At 52.0% G+C, this 20,380-nt stretch carries 19 protein-coding genes and 1 riboswitch; of the genes, 13 read left to right on the top strand and 6 right to left on the bottom strand.

From position 1 onward, the window contains the following. Positions 1 to 28 precede the first annotated feature (28 nt). Positions 29 to 128, bottom strand: a riboswitch (TPP riboswitch). 33 nt (positions 129 to 161) lie between these two features. Next, a complete protein-coding gene (gene sgrR, locus FEK46_RS11915) occupies positions 162 to 1,817 on the bottom strand; it encodes a DNA-binding transcriptional regulator SgrR (RefSeq protein WP_135560084.1) in 1,656 nt (551 codons plus the stop codon). A gap of 88 nt (positions 1,818 to 1,905) precedes the next feature. Between sgrR and sgrT the strand changes: the two genes are divergently transcribed. After that, the gene (gene sgrT, locus FEK46_RS11910) at positions 1,906 to 2,037 is read left to right on the top strand and encodes a glucose uptake inhibitor SgrT (RefSeq protein ID WP_130204898.1); all 132 of its coding nucleotides are present in this window, start codon (positions 1,906 to 1,908) and stop codon (positions 2,035 to 2,037) included. Between the two features lie 107 nt (positions 2,038 to 2,144). Here sgrT and leuD read toward each other — a convergent pair whose 3' ends face one another. The 5 genes from leuD to leuL all read right to left on the bottom strand — a co-directional run bounded on the left by leuD (position 2,145) and on the right by leuL (position 7,003). Further along, a complete protein-coding gene (gene leuD / locus FEK46_RS11905) occupies positions 2,145 to 2,750 on the bottom strand; it encodes a 3-isopropylmalate dehydratase small subunit (protein WP_135560083.1) in 606 nt (201 codons plus the stop codon). A gap of 10 nt (positions 2,751 to 2,760) precedes the next feature. Beyond that, positions 2,761 to 4,161, bottom strand: a complete 1,401-nt coding sequence (leuC, locus tag FEK46_RS11900) for a 3-isopropylmalate dehydratase large subunit (protein WP_131161252.1) — start codon at positions 4,159 to 4,161, stop codon at positions 2,761 to 2,763. A gap of 2 nt (positions 4,162 to 4,163) precedes the next feature. Further along, positions 4,164 to 5,255, bottom strand: coding sequence for a 3-isopropylmalate dehydrogenase (gene leuB, locus FEK46_RS11895; RefSeq protein WP_135560082.1), 1,092 nt, complete (start codon positions 5,253 to 5,255; stop codon positions 4,164 to 4,166). After that, positions 5,255 to 6,826 carry a 2-isopropylmalate synthase gene (gene leuA, locus FEK46_RS11890; RefSeq protein WP_097291249.1) on the bottom strand — a complete coding sequence of 524 codons (1,572 nt, stop codon included), beginning with the start codon at positions 6,824 to 6,826 and terminating at the stop codon, positions 5,255 to 5,257. Before leuA ends, leuB begins: the two co-directional genes overlap by 1 nt. Positions 6,827 to 6,916: 90 nt before the next feature. Then, entirely contained in the window at positions 6,917 to 7,003 is an 87-nt protein-coding gene (leuL, locus tag FEK46_RS11885) for a leu operon leader peptide (RefSeq protein WP_001300467.1), read from the bottom strand. A 660-nt stretch (positions 7,004 to 7,663) separates the two neighbouring features. Between leuL and leuO the strand changes: the two genes are divergently transcribed. From leuO to mraY, 12 genes are all read left to right on the top strand, one after another. Beyond that, positions 7,664 to 8,608 (top strand): transcriptional regulator LeuO, encoded by a 945-nt coding sequence (leuO, locus tag FEK46_RS11880; protein ID WP_130204908.1) that lies wholly within the window; start codon positions 7,664 to 7,666, stop codon positions 8,606 to 8,608. A gap of 317 nt (positions 8,609 to 8,925) precedes the next feature. Continuing rightward, positions 8,926 to 10,650: an acetolactate synthase 3 large subunit gene (gene ilvI, locus FEK46_RS11875; RefSeq protein ID WP_135560081.1), complete on the top strand. Its 1,725-nt coding sequence runs from the start codon at positions 8,926 to 8,928 to the stop codon at positions 10,648 to 10,650. A 2-nt stretch (positions 10,651 to 10,652) separates the two neighbouring features. Next, positions 10,653 to 11,144, top strand: coding sequence for an acetolactate synthase small subunit (gene ilvN, locus FEK46_RS11870; protein WP_001252744.1), 492 nt, complete (start codon positions 10,653 to 10,655; stop codon positions 11,142 to 11,144). Positions 11,145 to 11,155: 11 nt separating this feature from the next. Beyond that, on the top strand, positions 11,156 to 11,242 hold the full coding sequence (locus FEK46_RS11865; RefSeq protein ID WP_032160836.1) for a hypothetical protein: 87 nt from the start codon (positions 11,156 to 11,158) through the stop codon (positions 11,240 to 11,242). 81 nt (positions 11,243 to 11,323) lie between these two features. Beyond that, positions 11,324 to 12,328 carry a catabolite repressor/activator gene (gene cra, locus FEK46_RS11860; protein WP_064525210.1) on the top strand — a complete coding sequence of 335 codons (1,005 nt, stop codon included), beginning with the start codon at positions 11,324 to 11,326 and terminating at the stop codon, positions 12,326 to 12,328. A 599-nt stretch (positions 12,329 to 12,927) separates the two neighbouring features. Then, positions 12,928 to 13,386 carry a division/cell wall cluster transcriptional repressor MraZ gene (mraZ, locus tag FEK46_RS11855; protein ID WP_064525207.1) on the top strand — a complete coding sequence of 153 codons (459 nt, stop codon included), beginning with the start codon at positions 12,928 to 12,930 and terminating at the stop codon, positions 13,384 to 13,386. Between the two features lies 1 nt (position 13,387). Then, positions 13,388 to 14,329, top strand: coding sequence for a 16S rRNA (cytosine(1402)-N(4))-methyltransferase RsmH (rsmH, locus tag FEK46_RS11850; RefSeq protein WP_064525204.1), 942 nt, complete (start codon positions 13,388 to 13,390; stop codon positions 14,327 to 14,329). Next, a complete protein-coding gene (gene ftsL, locus FEK46_RS11845; protein WP_000625658.1) occupies positions 14,326 to 14,691 on the top strand; it encodes a cell division protein FtsL in 366 nt (121 codons plus the stop codon). Before rsmH ends, ftsL begins: the two co-directional genes overlap by 4 nt. 15 nt (positions 14,692 to 14,706) lie before the next feature. After that, positions 14,707 to 16,473, top strand: coding sequence for a peptidoglycan glycosyltransferase FtsI (gene ftsI / locus FEK46_RS11840; protein ID WP_000642222.1), 1,767 nt, complete (start codon positions 14,707 to 14,709; stop codon positions 16,471 to 16,473). After that, positions 16,460 to 17,947: a UDP-N-acetylmuramoyl-L-alanyl-D-glutamate--2,6-diaminopimelate ligase gene (murE, locus tag FEK46_RS11835; protein WP_130204912.1), complete on the top strand. Its 1,488-nt coding sequence runs from the start codon at positions 16,460 to 16,462 to the stop codon at positions 17,945 to 17,947. Before ftsI ends, murE begins: the two co-directional genes overlap by 14 nt. Then, the gene (murF, locus tag FEK46_RS11830) at positions 17,944 to 19,302 is read left to right on the top strand and encodes a UDP-N-acetylmuramoyl-tripeptide--D-alanyl-D-alanine ligase (RefSeq protein ID WP_138194685.1); all 1,359 of its coding nucleotides are present in this window, start codon (positions 17,944 to 17,946) and stop codon (positions 19,300 to 19,302) included. The genes murE and murF overlap by 4 nt, the downstream gene beginning before the upstream one ends. Next, positions 19,296 to 20,378, top strand: coding sequence for a phospho-N-acetylmuramoyl-pentapeptide-transferase (mraY, locus tag FEK46_RS11825; protein WP_094337176.1), 1,083 nt, complete (start codon positions 19,296 to 19,298; stop codon positions 20,376 to 20,378). The genes murF and mraY overlap by 7 nt, the downstream gene beginning before the upstream one ends. Positions 20,379 to 20,380 lie beyond the last annotated feature (2 nt).

Here is a 20,380-nt window from a genome sequence, read left to right as displayed (position 1 = left end):
TGCACCTCAAAAAAGAGTGGCAAAGGACTTGAGAAGGAGCCTCAAATCCCTTCGCCGGCGTTATCCGGATCAGGTTCGACGGGTATTTTCTCAGCGCACGCGTCTGCGTGGCACCCCGTTGAGAACGGCGTTAGTGTAGTGATTTTGTTATCAACCAGCAATCATGGATCCGGTGGCGCAAACCACGCTGATTTAAAATCGAACCAGCCGAGGGTGTTCATGCGCAGGCCGCGCATACTGCGTTGCCCCTGAATAATCAGCCAGTGGTGGATCAGCGGCACCATCGCTTTGCTGGCTACTAACCGCTGGCACCAGTTCGCCAGGTTCATCTCGCCGTTGCGCCAGCGCGTGGCGTCGGCTTGCCAGTCGAGAGGAATACAGTGTTGTAGCAGCGGTACTTCGTACAAATGCGCAAACAGCGAAAAATCCAGCGGCAGCGTAAAGTTGGCGCTGTTAAGCCAGATGTCGCTTTCGATCTCACCTTCGTGCCACTGATCGTAGCTGATCTCTTTGATTTCCAGGGTGACCTGGTGACTTGCCAGAATCTGCTGCATGATCCTGGCAATCACCCGATGTTCAATGTGATCCTGATAAAAGGTCAGGGTGAGATGTTCCAGTCCGGCAGGTTTTTCGCAATGTGTTGGGCGGGCGTGGTGCCAGCGGGGGAGCAGCCCATAGGCCGGAAACCACAGTTGCTGGTACTGTTCCTCGGCGAAATAAACCAGATTGGTCGGCGAAAGCACATAGCTTATCCAGTCTCTGACTTGCTGATTCGCTCCGCGATGGGTGCGACTGTCGAACAGTAGATAGTAGCAACCTTCTTCAAGGCGACTTTCAATCTCTTTTTCCTCGTCCTGCGGCCCTTTCAGCATCAGGCCTCCTGCGGGGTCATCGGCAATTTCCGGCAAGACCCAGACGTTAACTTCGTCGATTAATGCCCGATAACCGAAGAAATCATCGAATGCCTGAATTTTCAGTTGGTTAGTGCTGTTACGCATTACCGCATACGGACCGGTACCGATAGGGTGGCTGGCAAAATTGCTGAGGGTTTCCCATTCACGCGGCAGGATCATCGCCGGAACTTGCGCCAGCAGTAACGGCAACCAGCGATCTGGCTGAGTGAGATGAATATCCAGCGTCCAGGGCGTCGGCGACACAATTTCAGCGATGTGGGAATAGAGCGGCAGCGTATTGATCCGCTTCAACGAGGCGATCACATCGTCTATTTCCAGTTCACGACCATGATGAAAATGGACCCCGGGGCGCAAAAAGAAGCGCCAGTGGAGTGGGGAAATTTGCTGCCAGTGGTGGGCGATGTCCGCCTCCAGTTCCCCATTTTCCTCATTTATGCGGGTTAACGCGCTGAAGATTTGCCGGGCGATATGCGTTTCGGAACGGCGTAATGCGCTGCCAGGCAGCAGATTACGCAACGGGCGATAGTAGAGCACGCGCAGGATGTGCCGCCCCTGGCGGAAGCTGCGGCCCAGATGAGAAACCAGCATTTGCCGCACGGCAGTTTTATCACCGACTAACTGCACCAACTGGTCGATGCGATCCTGTTCAAGCAAATCTTCTGCCCGCTGTTGCTGAAGCGCCAGCCCGGTATACAGGAAGGTCAAACGTGAACGTTTACCGCGCCCAACTTCAGCTTCCCATGTTAACCAGCCGCGATCCTGCATGGTGTTGAGCAGGGTGCGCATATGACGACGGGAGCAGCTCAATAACTCCGCCAGTTCGTTGAGCGTCGTGTCCTGCGATTTACCCTCGCAGCATTGCCACAGGCGGATGAATTGTTGTTGCAGACGAGCTGATGGCATAAAAGGGGAACTCCTGCGCAAAAGTCAGCAATTTTATTTTCCCTATATTAAGTCAATAATTCTTAACGATGAAGCAAGGAGGTGTCCCATGCGTCAGTTTTATCAGCACTACTTTACCGCGACAGCGACGTTGTGCTGGCTGCGTTGGTTAAGCGTTCCACAACGATTAACCATGCTTGAAGAGCTGATGCAGTGGGAGGGGAGTGATTCTGAATACTGATTTGCGGACATCATGTGTGACTGAGTATTGGTGTTAATCGCCACGCCAGCAGTGATTATCTGCTGGCTTTTTTCTTTTTGGCGATTGAGTGCCGGACGGCGTACAAACTAACGCATAAATGCTGGTTGCTTCTCTTCATAAGTGGCAATAGCGTCGTCGTGCTGCAGCGTCAGACCGATGCTGTCCAGCCCATTCATCATGCAGTGGCGGCGGAAGGCATCGATGCTAAACCGATAGGTTTTCTCACCCGCTTTCACCTCTTGCGCTTCCAGGTCCACGTCGAAATGAATCCCCGGATTGGCTTTCACCAGCGCAAACAGCTCATCCACTTCGTCATCATTTAATTTCACCGGCAGCAGCTGGTTGTTGAAGCTGTTGCCGTAGAAGATGTCAGCGAAACTCGGCGCAATCACCACTTTAAAACCGTAATCGGTCAATGCCCACGGCGCGTGCTCACGCGAGGAGCCGCAGCCGAAGTTTTCCCGCGCCAGCAAAATGGAAGCGCCCTGATACTGCGGGAAGTTCAGCACGAAGTCCGGGTTTGGCTGTTGGCCTTTTTCATCCAGAAAACGCCAGTTGTTAAACAGATGCGCGCCAAAACCTGTACGCGTCACTTTCTGCAAAAACTGTTTCGGGATAATCGCATCGGTATCGACATTGGCGGCATCCAGCGGAACCACCAGGCCTGTATGTTTGATAAATTTCTCTGCCATGGTCTGCTCCTTATTTAATGTTGCGAATGTCGGCGAAATGTCCGGTCACAGCAGCGGCGGCAGCCATTGCCGGGCTGACCAGATGCGTGCGCCCGCCGCGCCCCTGGCGGCCTTCAAAGTTACGGTTGCTGGTGGAGGCACAACGTTCGCCCGGATTCAGACGGTCGTTATTCATCGCCAGACACATTGAGCAACCAGGCAAGCGCCATTCAAAACCGGCTTCAATAAAGATTTTGTCCAGACCTTCCGCTTCCGCCTGAGCTTTTACCGGGCCAGAGCCGGGAACCACCAGTGCCTGTACACCTGGCGCGACTTTTCGCCCTTTGGCGATTTCCGCCGCCGCGCGTAAATCTTCAATACGTGAGTTGGTACAAGAACCGATAAACACTTTATCGATAGCGACTTCGGTCAATGGAATACCCGGTTTCAGCCCCATATAGGCCAACGCTTTTTCTGCCGACGCGCGCTCAACCGGATCGGTAAACGAAGCCGGATCGGGAATATTGTCATTCACGGAGATCACCTGACCGGGGTTAGTTCCCCAGGTGACCTGCGGGGCGATCTCTTCTGCTTGCAGAGTCACAACAGTATCGAAAGTTGCACCTTCGTCGGTTTGCAGGGTTTTCCAGTAGGCGACGGCATCGTCAAAATCTTTGCCTTTCGGCGCATGCAGGCGGCCTTTGACATAGTTAAAGGTGGTTTCGTCAGGTGCAACCAGACCGGCTTTCGCGCCCATTTCGATTGCCATATTGCACAGGGTCATACGACCTTCCATGCTTAAATCACGGATTGCTTCGCCGCAAAACTCCACCACATGCCCGGTGCCGCCAGCGCTGCCGGTTTTACCGATAATTGCCAGCACGATATCTTTCGCGGTAATGCCCGGCGCGGCTTTGCCCTGGACTTCAATTTTCATGGTCTTCGCGCGGCCCTGTTTCAGGGTTTGCGTTGCCAGCACGTGTTCAACTTCAGAAGTACCGATACCAAACGCCAGTGCGCCAAAAGCGCCGTGGGTGGCGGTATGCGAGTCGCCGCAGACAATGGTCATCCCTGGTAAGGTGACGCCCTGTTCCGGCCCCATCACGTGGACGATCCCCTGATACGGGTGATTCAGGTCATACAGCTCGACGCCAAATTCTTTGCAGTTTTTGATCAGCTCCTGCATCTGGATCCGTGCCATTTCACCGCAGGCATTAATGTCTTTGGTCTGGGTGGAGACGTTGTGATCCATGGTGGCGAAGGTTTTCCCCGGCTGACGCACCGGGCGACCATGGGCGCGCAGGCCATCGAACGCCTGCGGTGAGGTCACTTCATGCACCAGGTGGCGGTCGATATATAACAGCGGGGTTTCGTTTTCGGCTTCGTACACTACGTGAGCGTCGAACAATTTTTCGTATAACGTCTTAGCCATGATTACACCCCTTCTGCCGCATAGCGGGCAATGATATCGCCCATTTCATCGGTACTAACGGCGGCAGCGCCACGGGCTAAATCCCCGGTGCGAATGCCTTCTTCTAATGCGCGGTTAATGGCGCGTTCAATGGCGCAAGCCGCATCATCGGCATCCAGGCTGTAGCGCAGCAGCAGCGCCAGCGACAGAATTTGCGCAATCGGGTTGGCGATGTTTTTGCCTGCGATATCTGGTGCCGAGCCGCCCGCCGGTTCATACAGACCAAAACCTTGCTCGTTCAGGCTAGCGGAAGGCAACATCCCCATCGAGCCAGTGATCATCGCACACTCATCAGACAGAATGTCGCCAAACAGGTTGGAGCACAGCAGAACGTCAAACTGTGATGGATCTTTAATCAGCTGCATGGTGGCGTTGTCGATGTACATATGCGCCAGTTCGACATCCGGATATTCAATGGCGATCTCATTAACAATTTCCCGCCATAAAATAGAGGATTGCAGCACATTGGCTTTGTCGATTGAGGTGACTTTGCGACGACGCTTGCGGGCAGATTCAAACGCGATACGGGCGATACGTTCGATCTCAAAACGGTGATACACCTCGGTATCAAACGCTTTTTCATATTGTCCGCTACCTTCGCGGCCTTTTGGCTGACCAAAATAGATGCCGCCGGTCAGTTCGCGCACGCACAGGATGTCGAAGCCGTTAGCGGCAATGTCAGCACGCAGTGGACAGAATGCTTCCAGCCCCTGATACAGTTTTGCCGGACGCAGATTGCTGAATAATTTGAAGTGCTTACGCAAAGGCAACAGCGCGCCGCGTTCTGGTTGCTGGTCTGGTGGTAAATGTTCCCACTTCGGGCCGCCTACCGAGCCAAACAGCACGGCATCGGCTTGCTCGCAACCTTCAACCGTCGCAGGCGGTAGCGGCTGTCCGTGGTTATCAATGGCTGCGCCGCCTACATCGTAATGGCTGGTGGTGATGCGCATCGCAAAGCGGTTGCGCACGGCATCCAGCACTTTCAGCGCCTGGGTCATCACTTCCGGCCCGATCCCATCTCCGGGCAAAACGGCAATATGGTAATTCTTCGACATCACACGGTTTCCTTGTTGTTTTCGTTGTGTTGAGCTTTGCGTTGCAACTCTTTTTCGACTTCTGCGGCGCGCCAGATATTGTTCAGTACGTGCACCATGGCTTTGGCGGAGGACTCGACAATATCGGTGGCCAGGCCGACGCCGTGGAAGCGGCGACCGTTGTAGTTGGCGACGATATCCACCTGACCCAGCGCATCTTTACCGTGACCTTTGGCGGTCAGGCTGTATTTCACCAGTTCGACGTTATAGTCAGTGATACGGTTAATGGCCTGATAGACGGCATCGACCGGACCGTTACCGTTGGCGGCTTCCGCTTTGACTTCTTCGCCACAGACCAGTTTGACGGCGGCAGTGGCGATATCGTTAGAACCAGACTGCACGCTGAAGTAATCCAGACGGAAATGCTCCGGCTCTTCTTGTTGCTTACCGATAAAGGCCAGCGCTTCCAGGTCATAATCAAACACCTGACCTTTTTTATCTGCCAGCTTCAGGAAGGCGTCGTACAGATTGTCTAAATTATATTCACTTTCTTTATATCCCATCTCATCCATACGGTGTTTCACTGCCGCACGGCCTGAACGAGAGGTCAGATTCAGCTGGATTTGGTTCAGACCAATAGATTCTGGTGTCATGATTTCGTAGTTTTCGCGGTTTTTCAGCACGCCATCCTGGTGGATACCGGAGGAGTGTGCGAATGCGCCGCTACCAACAATGGCTTTGTTTGCCGGGATCGGCATATTACAAATCTGGCTAACTAACTGGCTGGTGCGCCATATCTCCTGGTGATTAATGGCGGTGTGGACGTTGAGGATATCCTTACGAACTTTGATCGCCATGATCACTTCTTCCAGCGAACAGTTTCCGGCGCGTTCGCCGATCCCGTTCATTGCGCCTTCTACCTGCCGCGCTCCGGCATGTACCGCCGCCAGTGAGTTACCTACTGCCAGGCCTAAATCGTCGTGGGTGTGTACGGAAATAATGGCTTTGTCGATGTTAGGCACGCGTTCATACAGGCCGCTGATGATTCCGGCGAACTCAAACGGCATGGTGTAGCCCACGGTGTCCGGAATGTTGATGGTGGTGGCACCGGCGTTAATCGCCGCTTCGACCACTCGCGCCAGATCGGCAATCGGGGTACGCCCGGCATCTTCGCAAGAAAATTCAACGTCATCGGTGTAATTACGGGCGCGCTTCACCATATAGATAGCGCGTTCGATCACTTCATCCAGCGTGCTGCGCAGCTTGGTGGCGATGTGCATTGGGGAGGTAGCAATAAAGGTATGAATACGGAAGGCTTCGGCGACTTTCAGAGATTCAGCCGCCACATCGATATCTTTTTCCACGCATCGAGCTAACGCACATACGCGGCTATTTTTGACCTGGCGAGCGATGGTTTGCACCGATTCAAAATCGCCCGGCGAAGAGACGGGGAAACCAACTTCCATTACGTCAACACCCATACGCTCAAGGGCCAGCGCAATTTGCAGTTTTTCTTTCGCACTCAGACTTGCCTGTAACGCCTGTTCACCGTCGCGTAATGTGGTATCGAAAATAATAACTTGCTGGCTCATGGTTTAGGTCCTTGTCTCTTTTAGAGCGCCTCGCTTCGGGCATAAAAAAACCCGCGCAATGGCGCGGGTTGTTTTTGACTGCGTGCTGGCTTAATGCTGGATGCCGCTCACTCGTCTACCGCGCAAAGAAGATGCGTTTAGTAGTAGTAGACCGATAAAGCGAACGATGTGAGTCATTAAATCAGCTCCAGATGAATGCGATATGCTTTTAGAGTTACTGGATACAAAAACGGATGTCAACCCTGTAGTAAGAAAAGCGGCTTTTCAGCGGTAATTTTGCATGTATCAAATTAGCTAATTGTGCTGTGTATACATAAACCAACAATATTAATTTCTGTCAGCCAGATCACACTTTTCATTAATTGACATACTTCAGCATAATTTATTGCATTTAATCAATAAGTGATATGCATATAGATAGTATCAATTACCTAACCCATCCTGATGATTTTTCTGTAATTATTTATTTGATGAATGTTTAATTATTGATGATGCTTATATTATTGATAAGTTAATAAGGAAGATATGGGTGATTAATATATAAATTTTTAATTAAAGTGGCGATTTTATACATATCATGGATGATTGAGCATTCATGGTGATTATGATTATATTGTTTGTGTGACAAAAACATTATAGATAATCATGCTGTGGTGGATGACTCTCTGCGCGGCGGTGGGTTTTGTTTTAAACAGAACTCTTATCTTTATGTTTTCCTAATTTTACTCATTTTCCTTTTTCTTATTTTATATGTATGGTAAATCATATTTTTCAGGATTATTTTTTTTCTGCATTCCGGTAAGGAAAAGGGAGTTAAGTGTGACAGTGGAGTTAAGTATGCCAGAGGTAAAAACAGATCATCCAGAACCAGCAGATTTTAGTAAGCCACAGCTGCGCATGGTCGATCTAAACTTATTAACTGTTTTCGATGCCGTGATGCAGGAGCAGAATATTACTCGTGCCGCTCATGTTCTGGGAATGTCGCAACCTGCGGTCAGTAACGCTGTTGCACGCCTGAAAGTGATGTTTAATGACGAGTTGTTTGTTCGTTATGGTCGTGGTATCCAACCGACTGCCCGCGCATTTCAGCTTTTTGGCTCTGTGCGCCAGGCGCTGCAATTAGTGCAAAACGAATTACCGGGTTCAGGTTTTGAGCCTGCCAGTAGCGAGCGGGTATTCCATCTCTGTGTTTGCAGCCCGTTAGACAGCATTCTGACCTCGCAGATTTATAATCACATTGAGCAGATTGCGCCAAATATACATGTTATGTTCAAGTCTTCATTAAATCAGAACACTGAACATCAGTTGCGCTATCAGGAAACGGAGTTCGTTATAAGTTATGAAGATTTCCACCGCCCTGAATTTACTAGTGTGCCGTTATTTAAAGATGAAATGGTGCTGGTAGCCAGTAAGAACCATCCGCATATTAAAGGTCCATTACTGAAACATGATGTTTATAACGAACAACATGCGGCGGTTTCGCTCGATCGTTTCGCCTCATTTAGTCAACCGTGGTACGACACAGTAGATAAGCAAGCCAGTATTGCTTATCAGGGCATGGCAATGATGAGCGTCCTTAGCGTGGTGTCGCAAACTCACCTGGTCGCTATTGCGCCTCGTTGGCTGGCTGAAGAGTTCGCCGAATCTTTAGAATTACAGATATTACCGCTGCCGTTAAAACAGAATAGCAGAACCTGTTATCTCTCCTGGCATGAGGCTGCCGGGCGCGATAAAGGCCATCAGTGGATGGAAGAGCAATTAGTCTCTATATGTAAACGCTAAACAAAAGCAGAATAAATCAGGCATTCCTTTCTGGTTTATTCTGCTTTTTTTATTAAATGTAGAATTTTGTTCTAAATGCATGTGCGCCAGATTTCATGAAAAATTAAAAAAATAGAGAAATTGCTGTAAGTAGCCGAATCTAGCCAATTTATTATCAATTTACGCCTTCATTCTGGAGTATTTTATCGTTTCTTTTCTCCTTTCCTCCTGTTTATTCTTATTTCTTCACGTTTGTGACTCTGTCTGCCAATTGCTTAAGCAAGATCGGACGGTTAATGTGTTTTACACATTTTTTCCGCCAAACAGTGAGGCAGGCCATGGAGATGTTGTCTGGAGCCGAGATGGTCGTCCGATCGCTTATCGATCAGGGCGTTAAACAAGTATTCGGTTATCCCGGAGGCGCGGTCCTTGATATTTACGATGCATTGCATACCGTGGGGGGTATCGATCACGTATTAGTTCGTCATGAGCAAGCGGCTGTGCATATGGCCGATGGCCTGGCACGTGCAACCGGGGAAGTGGGGGTCGTGCTGGTGACGTCGGGTCCTGGGGCGACTAACGCGATTACCGGTATCGCTACTGCTTATATGGACTCCATTCCCTTGGTTGTCCTTTCTGGTCAGGTAGCGACCTCGCTGATAGGCTACGATGCCTTTCAGGAGTGCGACATGGTGGGAATTTCCCGCCCGGTGGTAAAACACAGTTTCCTGGTTAAGCAAATGGAAGATATTCCTCAGGTGCTGAAAAAAGCATTCTGGCTGGCGGCAAGTGGTCGTCCTGGGCCAGTGGTGGTTGATTTACCGAAAGATATTCTTAATCCGGCGAACAAATTACCCTACGTCTGGCCGGAGTCGGTCAGTATGCGCTCTTATAACCCGACCACACTGGGTCATAAGGGGCAGATTAAACGCGCATTGCAGACACTGGCGGCAGCGAAAAAACCGGTAGTTTACGTTGGCGGCGGCGCCGTGACTGCGAGTTGCCATCAACAACTCAAACAGATTATTGAGCAGCTTAATCTTCCCGTCGTCTCTTCATTAATGGGACTGGGGGCGTTTCCGGCAACGCATCGTCAGGCGCTGGGGATGCTGGGAATGCACGGCACCTACGAAGCCAATATGACCATGCATAATGCCGATGTTATTTTTGCGGTCGGCGTGCGCTTTGACGATCGCACCACTAACAATCTGGCCAAGTACTGCCCGAATGCAACGGTTTTACATATTGATATCGATCCTACGTCGATCTCAAAAACCGTTACCGCCGACATTCCGATCGTTGGTGACGCGCGGTTGGTGCTGGATCAAATGCTGGAGTTGCTGGCACAAGAAACGGCTCACCAACCGTTGGATGAAATTCGTGACTGGTGGCAACAGATTGAACAGTGGCGCGCTCGCCAGTGCCTTAAATACGATACTCAGAGCGAAAAGATTAAACCGCAAGCGGTGATTGAGACACTCTGGCGGCTGACGAAAGGCGATGCATATGTCACGTCCGACGTCGGGCAGCACCAGATGTTCGCCGCGCTTTATTATCCTTTCGACAAACCGCGCCGCTGGATCAACTCCGGTGGCCTTGGCACTATGGGCTTTGGTTTGCCTGCGGCGCTGGGTGTCAAAATGGCATTGCCAGAAGAAACCGTGGTCTGTGTCACTGGCGACGGCAGCATTCAGATGAACATTCAGGAACTGTCTACCGCTTTGCAATATGAACTGCCGGTGCTGGTGGTGAATCTCAATAACCGCTATCTGGGGATGGTGAAGCAGTGGCAGGACATGATCTATTCTGGCCGCCATTCACAATCTTATATGCAGTCGCTACCGGATTTCGTTCGTCTGGCGGAAGCCTATGGCCATGTTGGGATCCAGATCTCTCATCCGCAAGAGCTGGAAAACAAACTTAGCGAGGCACTGGAACAAGTCCGCAATAATCGCCTGGTGTTTGTTGATGTCACTGTTGATGGCAGCGAGCACGTCTACCCGATGCAGATTCGTGGCGGCGGAATGGATGAAATGTGGTTAAGCAAAACGGAGAGAACCTGATTATGCGCCGGATATTATCCGTATTACTCGAAAATGAATCAGGCGCGTTATCCCGCGTGATCGGCCTCTTTTCCCAACGGGGCTATAACATTGAAAGCCTGACCGTTGCGCCAACCGACGATCCGACATTATCGCGTATGACTATCCAGACCGTGGGCGATGAAAAAGTGTTGGAGCAGATTGAAAAGCAATTACACAAGCTGGTCGATGTGCTGCGTGTTAGCGAACTGGGGCAGGGGGCGCATGTTGAGCGGGAAATCATGCTGGTGAAAATTCAGGCCAGTGGCTACGGACGTGATGAAGTGAAGCGAAATACGGAAATATTCCGTGGGCAAATCATTGATGTCACGCCATCGCTTTATACCGTTCAATTGGCGGGAACCAGCGATAAGCTTGATGCATTTTTAGCATCGATTCGCGATGTGGCGAAAATTGTGGAGGTCGCTCGTTCCGGCGTAGTAGGACTTTCGCGCGGCGATAAAATAATGCGTTGAGAATGATCTCAATGCGCAATTTACAGCCCAACATGTCACGTTGGGCTTTTTTTGCGAATTCAGTGGGAACCTGGAATAAAAGCAGTTGCCGCAGTTAATTTTCTGCGCTTAGATGTTAATGAATTTAACCCATGCCAGTACAATGGGTATGGTTTTTACATTTTACTCAAGGGGCAATTGTGAAACTGGATGAAATCGCTCGGCTGGCGGGAGTGTCGCGGACCACTGCAAGCTATGTTATTAACGGCAAAGCGAAGCAATACCGTGTGAGCGACAAAACCGTTGAAAAAGTCATGGCAGTGGTGCGTGAGCACAATTACCACCCAAATGCCGTGGCTGCTGGGCTTCGTGCTGGACGCACACGTTCGATTGGTCTTGTGATCCCCGATCTGGAGAACACAAGTTACACCCGTATCGCTAATTATCTTGAACGTCAGGCGCGGCAACGGGGTTATCAACTACTGATTGCTTGTTCCGAAGATCAGCCAGACAACGAAATGCGCTGTATTGAGCATCTTTTGCAGCGCCAGGTCGATGCCATCATTGTTTCGACGTCGCTGCCGCCGGAGCATCCTTTTTATCAACGCTGGGCTAACGACCCGTTCCCGATTGTCGCGCTGGACCGCGCCCTCGATCGTGAACACTTCACCAGCGTTGTGGGTGCCGACCAGGATGATGCAGAAATGCTGGCCGAAGAGTTACGTAAGTTTCCTGCTGAAACGGTGCTTTATCTTGGCGCGTTGCCGGAGCTTTCTGTCAGCTTCCTGCGCGAGCAGGGTTTCCGTACCGCCTGGAAAGATGATCCACGCGAAGTGCATTTCCTTTATGCCAACAGTTATGAGCGGGAAACCGCTGCCCAGTTATTCGAAAAATGGCTGGAAACGCATCCGATGCCGCAGGCGCTGTTCACCACCTCATTTGCGTTGTTGCAAGGCGTTATGGATGTCACGCTGCGCCGCGATGGCAAACTGCCTTCTGATTTGGCAATTGCGACCTTTGGTGACAACGAATTGCTCGACTTCTTACAGTGTCCGGTACTGGCGGTAGCCCAGCGTCATCGCGATGTTGCGGAACGCGTACTGGAGATTGTGCTCGCCAGTCTGGACGAACCGCGCAAACCAAAACCAGGCTTAACACGCATTAAACGTAATCTCTATCGTCGTGGTGTACTAAGCCGTAGATAAACATTACGAAAAGATGCGCCAGTGGATTTTACCTCTGGCGCATTGAGTACGTAATTGGACATCGATATCCATAATGTAAATAAGACTATTCTGGACAATTATCCATAAGCCCTCCTGAATATCCTGCCAATTAACTCCATTCGCTGCGTTGAATGATAATTAACTCGTAACGGTAGATTGCAATTGCATTATTTTGTTACAAGCAAATCGGCAATTGCCGATTAAACAAACACTTTTCTAAACTTTTGTTCAAAGTCGCTGGCATCAGGCATGGCGCACGTGCAACAGGGACTGTTATCCGGGGGAGATATGTCCTAAAATGCCGCTCGCGTCGCAAACTGACACTTTATATTTCCATTAAGGAAAATTGAGTCGTTTTTAAAACGGTAATGATGAATGGGATTTTTTCTTACAACTATTCATGACGTTAATTTGCTTCGTTTGTTGGGCGATTTTTAAACAATGCAGATATTAGCCGTAAACATTGGGTTTTTTGCTTCGGTAAGGAATGTTCCTGGCTTGACAAGCTTTTCCTCCGCTCCGTAAACTCCTTTTAGTGGGAATTTGTGGGATAAAGTGGTAATCGGGGGGAGACTGGCATGTTCCGGGGAGCAACGTTAGTCAATCTCGACAGTAAAGGGCGCTTATCGGTGCCTACCCGTTATCGGGAAGAACTGCTCGGGAGCGCTGCCGGTCAAATGGTGTGTACCATTGACATTCATCACCCGTGCCTGCTGCTTTACCCCCTTCCTGAATGGGAAATTATCGAGCACAAATTATCGCGTCTTTCGAGCATGAACCCTGTTGAACGTCGTGTTCAACGCCTTCTGTTAGGGCATGCCAGTGAGTGTCAGCTGGATAGCGCAGGTCGATTATTAATCGCGCCTGTGTTGCGGCAGCATGCCGGGCTGACGAAAGAAGTGATGCTGGTCGGGCAGTTCAATAAGTTCGAACTGTGGGATGAAACGACCTGGCATCAACAGGTCAGGGAAGATATCGACGCTGAACAGTCTGTTACCGAAAACTTGTCGGAGCGACTGCAGGACTTGTCTCTATAAAATGATGGAAAACTATAAACATACCACGGTACTGCTGGACGAAGCCGTAAATGGCCTCAATATCCGTCCTGACGGTATCTACATTGATGGAACTTTTGGTCGCGGTGGTCACTCACGTCTGATTCTTTCGCAACTTGGCGAAACGGGACGCTTGTTGGCAATCGATCGCGACCCGCAGGCTATTGCCGTCGCGAAGACTATTGATGATCCGCGCTTCTCCATCATTCATGGACCTTTCTCTGCGCTGGGCGAATATGTCGCCGAGCGCGATCTTATCGGTAAGATCGACGGCATTCTGCTCGATCTTGGCGTCTCTTCACCGCAACTCGATGATGCTGAACGCGGTTTTTCCTTTATGCGCGATGGCCCGTTGGACATGCGTATGGACCCGACACGCGGTCAGTCTGCCGCCGAATGGCTACAAACCGCAGAAGAATCCGATATTGCCTGGGTATTAAAAACCTATGGCGAAGAGCGTTTTGCTAAACGTATTGCACGCGCCATTGTCGAGCGTAACCGCGAACAGCCGATGACCCGCACTAAAGAACTGGCAGAAGTCGTTGCTGCCGCAACGCCGGTGAAAGACAAATTCAAACATCCCGCGACCCGTACCTTCCAGGCGGTGCGCATTTGGGTGAACAGTGAACTGGAGGAGATAGAGCAGGCGCTAAAAAGCTCGCTTAACGTGCTGGCCCCAGGCGGGCGGCTTTCGATCATCAGTTTTCATTCGCTGGAAGATCGTATTGTGAAACGCTTTATGCGTGAAAACAGTCGCGGTCCACAAGTTCCGGCAGGGTTACCGATGACTGAAGAGCAGCTCAAAAAACTGGGTGGCCGTCAGTTGCGGGCACTAGGTAAGTTGATGCCGGGCGAAGAAGAGGTGGCTGAGAACCCTCGTGCCCGTAGTTCAGTTCTGCGTATTGCAGAGAGGACGAACGCATGATCAGCAGAGTGACAGAAGCCCTCAGCAAAGTTAAAGGATCGATGGGAAGCCACGAGCGCCATGCCTTGCCTGGCGTTATCGGTGACGATCTTTTGCGGTTTGGGAAGCTGCCGCTCTGCCTGTTCATTTGCATTATTTTGACGGCGGTGACTGTGGTGACCACGGCGCACCATACCCGTTTGCTCACCGCTCAGCGCGAACAACTGGTGCTGGAGCGAGACGCTTTAGACATTGAATGGCGCAACCTCATTCTTGAAGAGAATGCGCTCGGCGACCATAGCCGGGTGGAACGGATCGCCACGGAGAAGCTGCAAATGCAGCATGTTGATCCATCACAAGAAAATATCGTAGTGCAAAAATAAGGATAAACGCGACGCATGAAAGCAGCGGCGAAAACGCAGAAACCAAAACGTCAGGAAGAACATGCCAACTTTATCAGTTGGCGTTTTGCGTTGTTATGCGGCTGTATTTTATTGGCACTGGCTTTCCTGCTGGGGCGCGTTGCCTGGTTGCAGGTAATCTCCCCGGATATGCTGGTGAAAGAGGGCGACATGCGCTCTCTTCGCGTTCAGCAAGTCTCCACCTCCCGCGGCATGATTACCGACCGTTCTGGTCGCCCGTTAGCAGTGAGTGTGCCAGTAAAAGCGATCTGGGCCGACCCGAAAGAAGTGCATGAAGCTGGTGGCATCAGCGTCGGCGACCGTTGGAAGGCGCTGGCTAACGCGCTCAATATTCCGCTGGATCAACTTTCCGCCCGCATTAATGCCAACCCGAAAGGGCGCTTTATCTATCTGGCGCGTCAGGTTAACCCTGACATGGCTGAATACATCAAAAAACTGAAGCTGCCAGGGATTCATCTGCGCGAAGAATCTCGCCGTTACTACCCGTCTGGCGAAGTGACCGCTCACCTCATTGGCTTTACCAACGTCGATAGCCAGGGGATTGAGGGCGTCGAGAAAAGTTTTGATAAATGGCTTACCGGGCAACCGGGCGAACGTATTGTGCGTAAAGACCGCTATGGACGTGTAATCGAAGATATTTCTTCTACCGACAGCCAGGCGGCGCACAACCTGGCGTTGAGTATTGATGAACGCCTGCAGGCGCTGGTTTATCGCGAACTGAACAACGCCGTGGCCTTTAACAAGGCTGAATCCGGCAGCGCCGTGCTGGTGGATGTCAACACCGGCGAAGTGCTGGCGATGGCCAACAGCCCGTCTTACAACCCCAACAATCTGAGTGGCACGCCAAAAGAGGCGATGCGTAACCGTACCATTACCGACGTGTTTGAACCGGGCTCTACTGTCAAACCGATGGTGGTGATGACCGCGTTGCAACGTGGTGTGGTGCGGGAAAACTCGGTGCTTAATACCGTGCCTTATCGAATTAACGGCCACGAAATTAAAGACGTGGCGCGCTATAGCGAATTAACCCTGACCGGGGTATTACAGAAGTCGAGTAACGTCGGTGTTTCCAAGCTGGCGTTAGCGATGCCGTCCTCAGCGTTAGTAGATACTTACTCACGTTTTGGGTTGGGAAAAGCGACCAATTTGGGGTTGGTCGGAGAACGCAGTGGCTTATATCCTCAAAAACAACGGTGGTCTGACATAGAGAGGGCCACCTTCTCTTTCGGCTACGGGCTAATGGTAACACCGTTACAGTTAGCGCGAGTCTACGCAACCATCGGCAGCTATGGCATCTATCGCCCGCTGTCGATTACCAAGGTTGACCCCCCGGTTCCTGGTGAACGTGTCTTCCCGGAATCCATTGTTCGCACCGTGGTGCATATGATGGAAAGCGTGGCGCTACCGGGCGGGGGTGGCGTGAAGGCGGCGATTAAAGGCTATCGTATCGCCATTAAAACCGGTACCGCGAAAAAGGTCGGGCCGGATGGTCGCTACATCAATAAATATATTGCTTATACCGCAGGCGTTGCGCCTGCGAGTCAGCCGCGCTTCGCGCTGGTAGTTGTTATCAACGATCCGCAGGCGGGTAAATACTACGGCGGCGCCGTTTCCGCGCCGGTCTTTGGTGCCATCATGGGCGGCGTATTGCGCACCATGAACATCGAACCGGATGCGCTGACAACGGGTGATAAAAACGAATTTGTGATTAATCAAGGCGAGGGGACAGGTGGCAGATCGTAATTTGCGCGACCTTCTTGCTCCGTGGGTGCCAAACGCACCTTCGCGAGCACTGCGAGAGATGACACTCGACAGCCGTGTGGCTGCGTCGGGCGATCTTTTTGTAGCTGTAGTAGGTCATCAGGCGGACGGGCGTCGATATATCCCGCAGGCGATAGCGCAAGGTGTGGCTGCCATTATTGCAGAGGCAAAAGATGAGGCGACCGATGGTGAAATCCGTGAAATGCACGGCGTACCGGTCATCTATCTCAGCCAGCTCAATGAGCGTTTATCAGCGCTGGCGGGCCGCTTTTACCATGAACCCTCTGACAATTTACGTCTCGTGGGCGTAACGGGCACCAACGGCAAAACCACCACTACCCAGCTTCTGGCGCAGTGGAGTCAGTTGCTTGGTGAAACCAGCGCGGTGATGGGGACCGTAGGTAACGGCCTGCTGGGTAAAGTTATTCCGACGGAAAACACGACCGGTTCGGCAGTCGACGTTCAGCATGAACTGGCGGGGCTGGTGGATCAGGGCGCGACTTTTTGCGCAATGGAAGTTTCCTCCCACGGGCTGGTACAGCACCGTGTGGCGGCATTGAAATTTGCGGCGTCGGTCTTTACCAACTTAAGCCGCGATCACCTTGATTATCATGGTGATATGGAACATTACGAAGCCGCAAAATGGCTGCTTTATTCTGAACATCATTGCGGTCAGGCGATAGTCAACGCCGATGACGAAGTAGGTCGTCGCTGGCTGGCAAAACTGCCGGATGCAGTTGCGGTGTCGATGGAAGACCATATCAATCTGAACTGTCATGGCCGCTGGTTGAAAGCGACCGACGTGAACTATCACGACAGCGGCGCAACCATTCGCTTTAGCTCAAGCTGGGGCGATGGGGAAATTGAAAGTCGCCTGATGGGCGCTTTTAACGTCAGCAACTTGCTGCTCGCGCTGGCGACGCTGTTGGCACTGGGGTATCCGCTGGCTGACCTGCTTAAAACCGCCGCGCGTCTGCAGCCGGTTTGCGGACGTATGGAAGTGTTTACTGCACCGGGCAAACCGACGGTGGTTGTGGATTACGCTCACACCCCGGATGCACTGGAAAAAGCCTTGCAGGCTGCACGACTTCACTGTGCAGGCAAGCTGTGGTGCGTCTTCGGCTGTGGCGGCGATCGTGATAAAGGCAAGCGTCCACTGATGGGGGCGATTGCTGAAGAGTTTGCCGACGTGGCGGTAGTAACTGACGATAACCCGCGTACCGAAGAACCGCGCGCCATCATCAACGATATTCTGGCGGGAATGTTAGATGCCGGACATGCCAAAGTGATGGAAGGTCGTGCCGAAGCGGTGACTTGCGCCGTTATGCAGGCTAAAGAGAACGATGTGGTGCTGGTCGCGGGCAAAGGCCATGAAGATTACCAGATTGTTGGCAATCAGCGCCTGGACTACTCCGATCGCGTCACGGTGGCGCGTTTGCTGGGGGTGATCGCATGATTAGCGTAACCCTTAGCCAACTTACCGATATTCTCAACGGTGAACTAAAAGGGGCAGATATCACCCTGGATGCCGTAACGACTGACACGCGGAAACTGACGCCAGGCTGTCTGTTTGTTGCCCTGAAAGGCGAACGTTTCGATGCCCACGATTTTGCCGACCAGGCGAAAGCTGGGGGCGCAGGCGCGCTCCTGGTCAGCCGTCCACTGGATATCGACCTGCCGCAGTTAATCGTTAAAGACACGCGTCTGGCATTTGGTGAACTGGCTGCATGGGTTCGCCAGCAAGTTCCGGCGCGCGTGGTTGCTCTGACCGGTTCCTCCGGTAAAACCTCCGTTAAAGAGATGACTGCGGCGATTTTAAGCCAGTGCGGCAATACGCTTTATACCGCGGGCAATCTCAACAACGACATCGGCGTGCCAATGACGCTGCTGCGCTTAACGCCGGAATACGATTACGCAGTTATTGAACTTGGCGCGAACCATCAGGGCGAAATTGCCTGGACTGTGAGTCTGACTCGCCCGGAAGCGGCGCTGGTCAACAACCTGGCGGCGGCGCATCTGGAAGGTTTCGGCTCGCTTGCTGGTGTCGCGAAAGCGAAAGGCGAAATCTTTACCGGCCTGCCGGAAAACGGTATCGCCATTATGAATGCCGACAACAACGACTGGCTGAACTGGCAGAGCGTAATTGGCTCACGCAAAGTGTGGCGTTTCTCACCGAATGCCGCCAATAGCGATTTCACCTCCACCAATATCCATGTGACTTCGCACGGTACGGCATTTACGCTACAAACCCCAACGGGTAGCGTCGATGTTCTGCTGCCGTTGCCGGGGCGTCACAATATTGCGAATGCGCTGGCAGCCGCCGCGCTCTCCATGTCCGTGGGCGCAACGCTTGATGCTATCAAAGCGGGGCTGGCGAATCTGAAAGCCGTTCCCGGGCGTCTGTTCCCCATTCAACTGGCGGAAAACCAGTTGCTGCTCGACGACTCCTACAACGCCAATGTCGGTTCAATGACCGCAGCAGTCCAGGTACTGGCTGAAATGCCTGGCTACCGCGTGCTGGTGGTGGGCGATATGGCGGAACTGGGCGCTGAAAGCGAAGCCTGCCATGTACAGGTGGGCGAAGCGGCGAAGGCGGCTGGTATTGACCGCGTGTTAAGCGTGGGTAAACAAAGCCATGTTATCAGCACCGCCAGCGGCGTTGGCGAACATTTTGCTGATAAATCCGCGTTAATTGCGCGTCTTAAATCACTGATTGCAGAGCAACAGGTGATTACGATTTTAGTTAAGGGTTCACGTAGTGCCGCCATGGAAGAGGTGGTACGCGCTTTACAGGAGAATGGGACATGCTAGTTTGGCTGGCCGAACATTTGGTCAAATATTATTCCGGCTTTAACGTCTTTTCCTATCTGACGTTTCGCGCCATCGTCAGCCTGCTGACCGCGCTGTTTATCTCATTGTGGATGGGCCCGCGTATGATTGCCCATTTGCAAAAACTCTCCTTTGGTCAGGTCGTTCGTAACGATGGCCCGGAATCGCACTTTAGTAAGCGCGGTACGCCGACCATGGGCGGGATTATGATCCTGACAGCGATTGTGATCTCCGTACTGCTGTGGGCTTATCCCGCTAACCCATATGTCTGGTGCGTACTTGTGGTGCTGGTGGGTTACGGCATCATTGGTTTTGTCGACGACTATCGCAAAGTGGTGCGTAAAGACACCAAGGGCCTGATTGCGCGCTGGAAGTATTTCTGGATGTCGGTGATCGCGCTGGGCGTCGCCTTTGCGCTGTATCTTGCGGGGAAAGACACGCCAGCAACGCAGCTGGTGGTGCCGTTCTTTAAAGATGTGATGCCGCAGCTGGGGCTGTTCTACATCCTGCTGGCTTACTTCGTCATTGTTGGTACCGGTAATGCGGTAAACCTGACCGATGGCCTCGACGGGCTGGCGATTATGCCGACCGTATTTGTCGCCGGTGGTTTTGCGCTGGTGGCGTGGGCAACCGGCAATATGAACTTTGCCAGCTACTTGCATATACCGTATCTGCGGCACGCCGGGGAACTGGTTATTGTCTGCACCGCGATAGTCGGGGCAGGGCTGGGCTTCTTGTGGTTTAACACCTATCCGGCGCAGGTCTTTATGGGCGATGTCGGTTCGCTGGCATTAGGCGGCGCGCTGGGCATTATCGCTGTGCTGCTGCGTCAGGAATTCCTGCTGGTGATTATGGGCGGTGTGTTTGTGGTTGAAACCCTGTCGGTTATTTTGCAGGTCGGCTCCTTTAAACTGCGCGGGCAACGTATTTTCCGCATGGCGCCGATTCATCACCACTATGAACTGAAAGGTTGGCCGGAACCGCGCGTCATTGTGCGCTTCTGGATTATTTCGCTGATGCTGGTCCTGATTGGCCTGGCAACGCTGAAGGTACGTTAATC

The organism is Escherichia sp. E4736 (genome assembly GCF_005781225.1).
In the GTDB taxonomy this organism is placed as follows: domain Bacteria; phylum Pseudomonadota; class Gammaproteobacteria; order Enterobacterales; family Enterobacteriaceae; genus Escherichia.
Note: the sequence above shows the minus strand (reverse complement) of the source record. Positions and strands in the feature narration are given on the sequence as shown.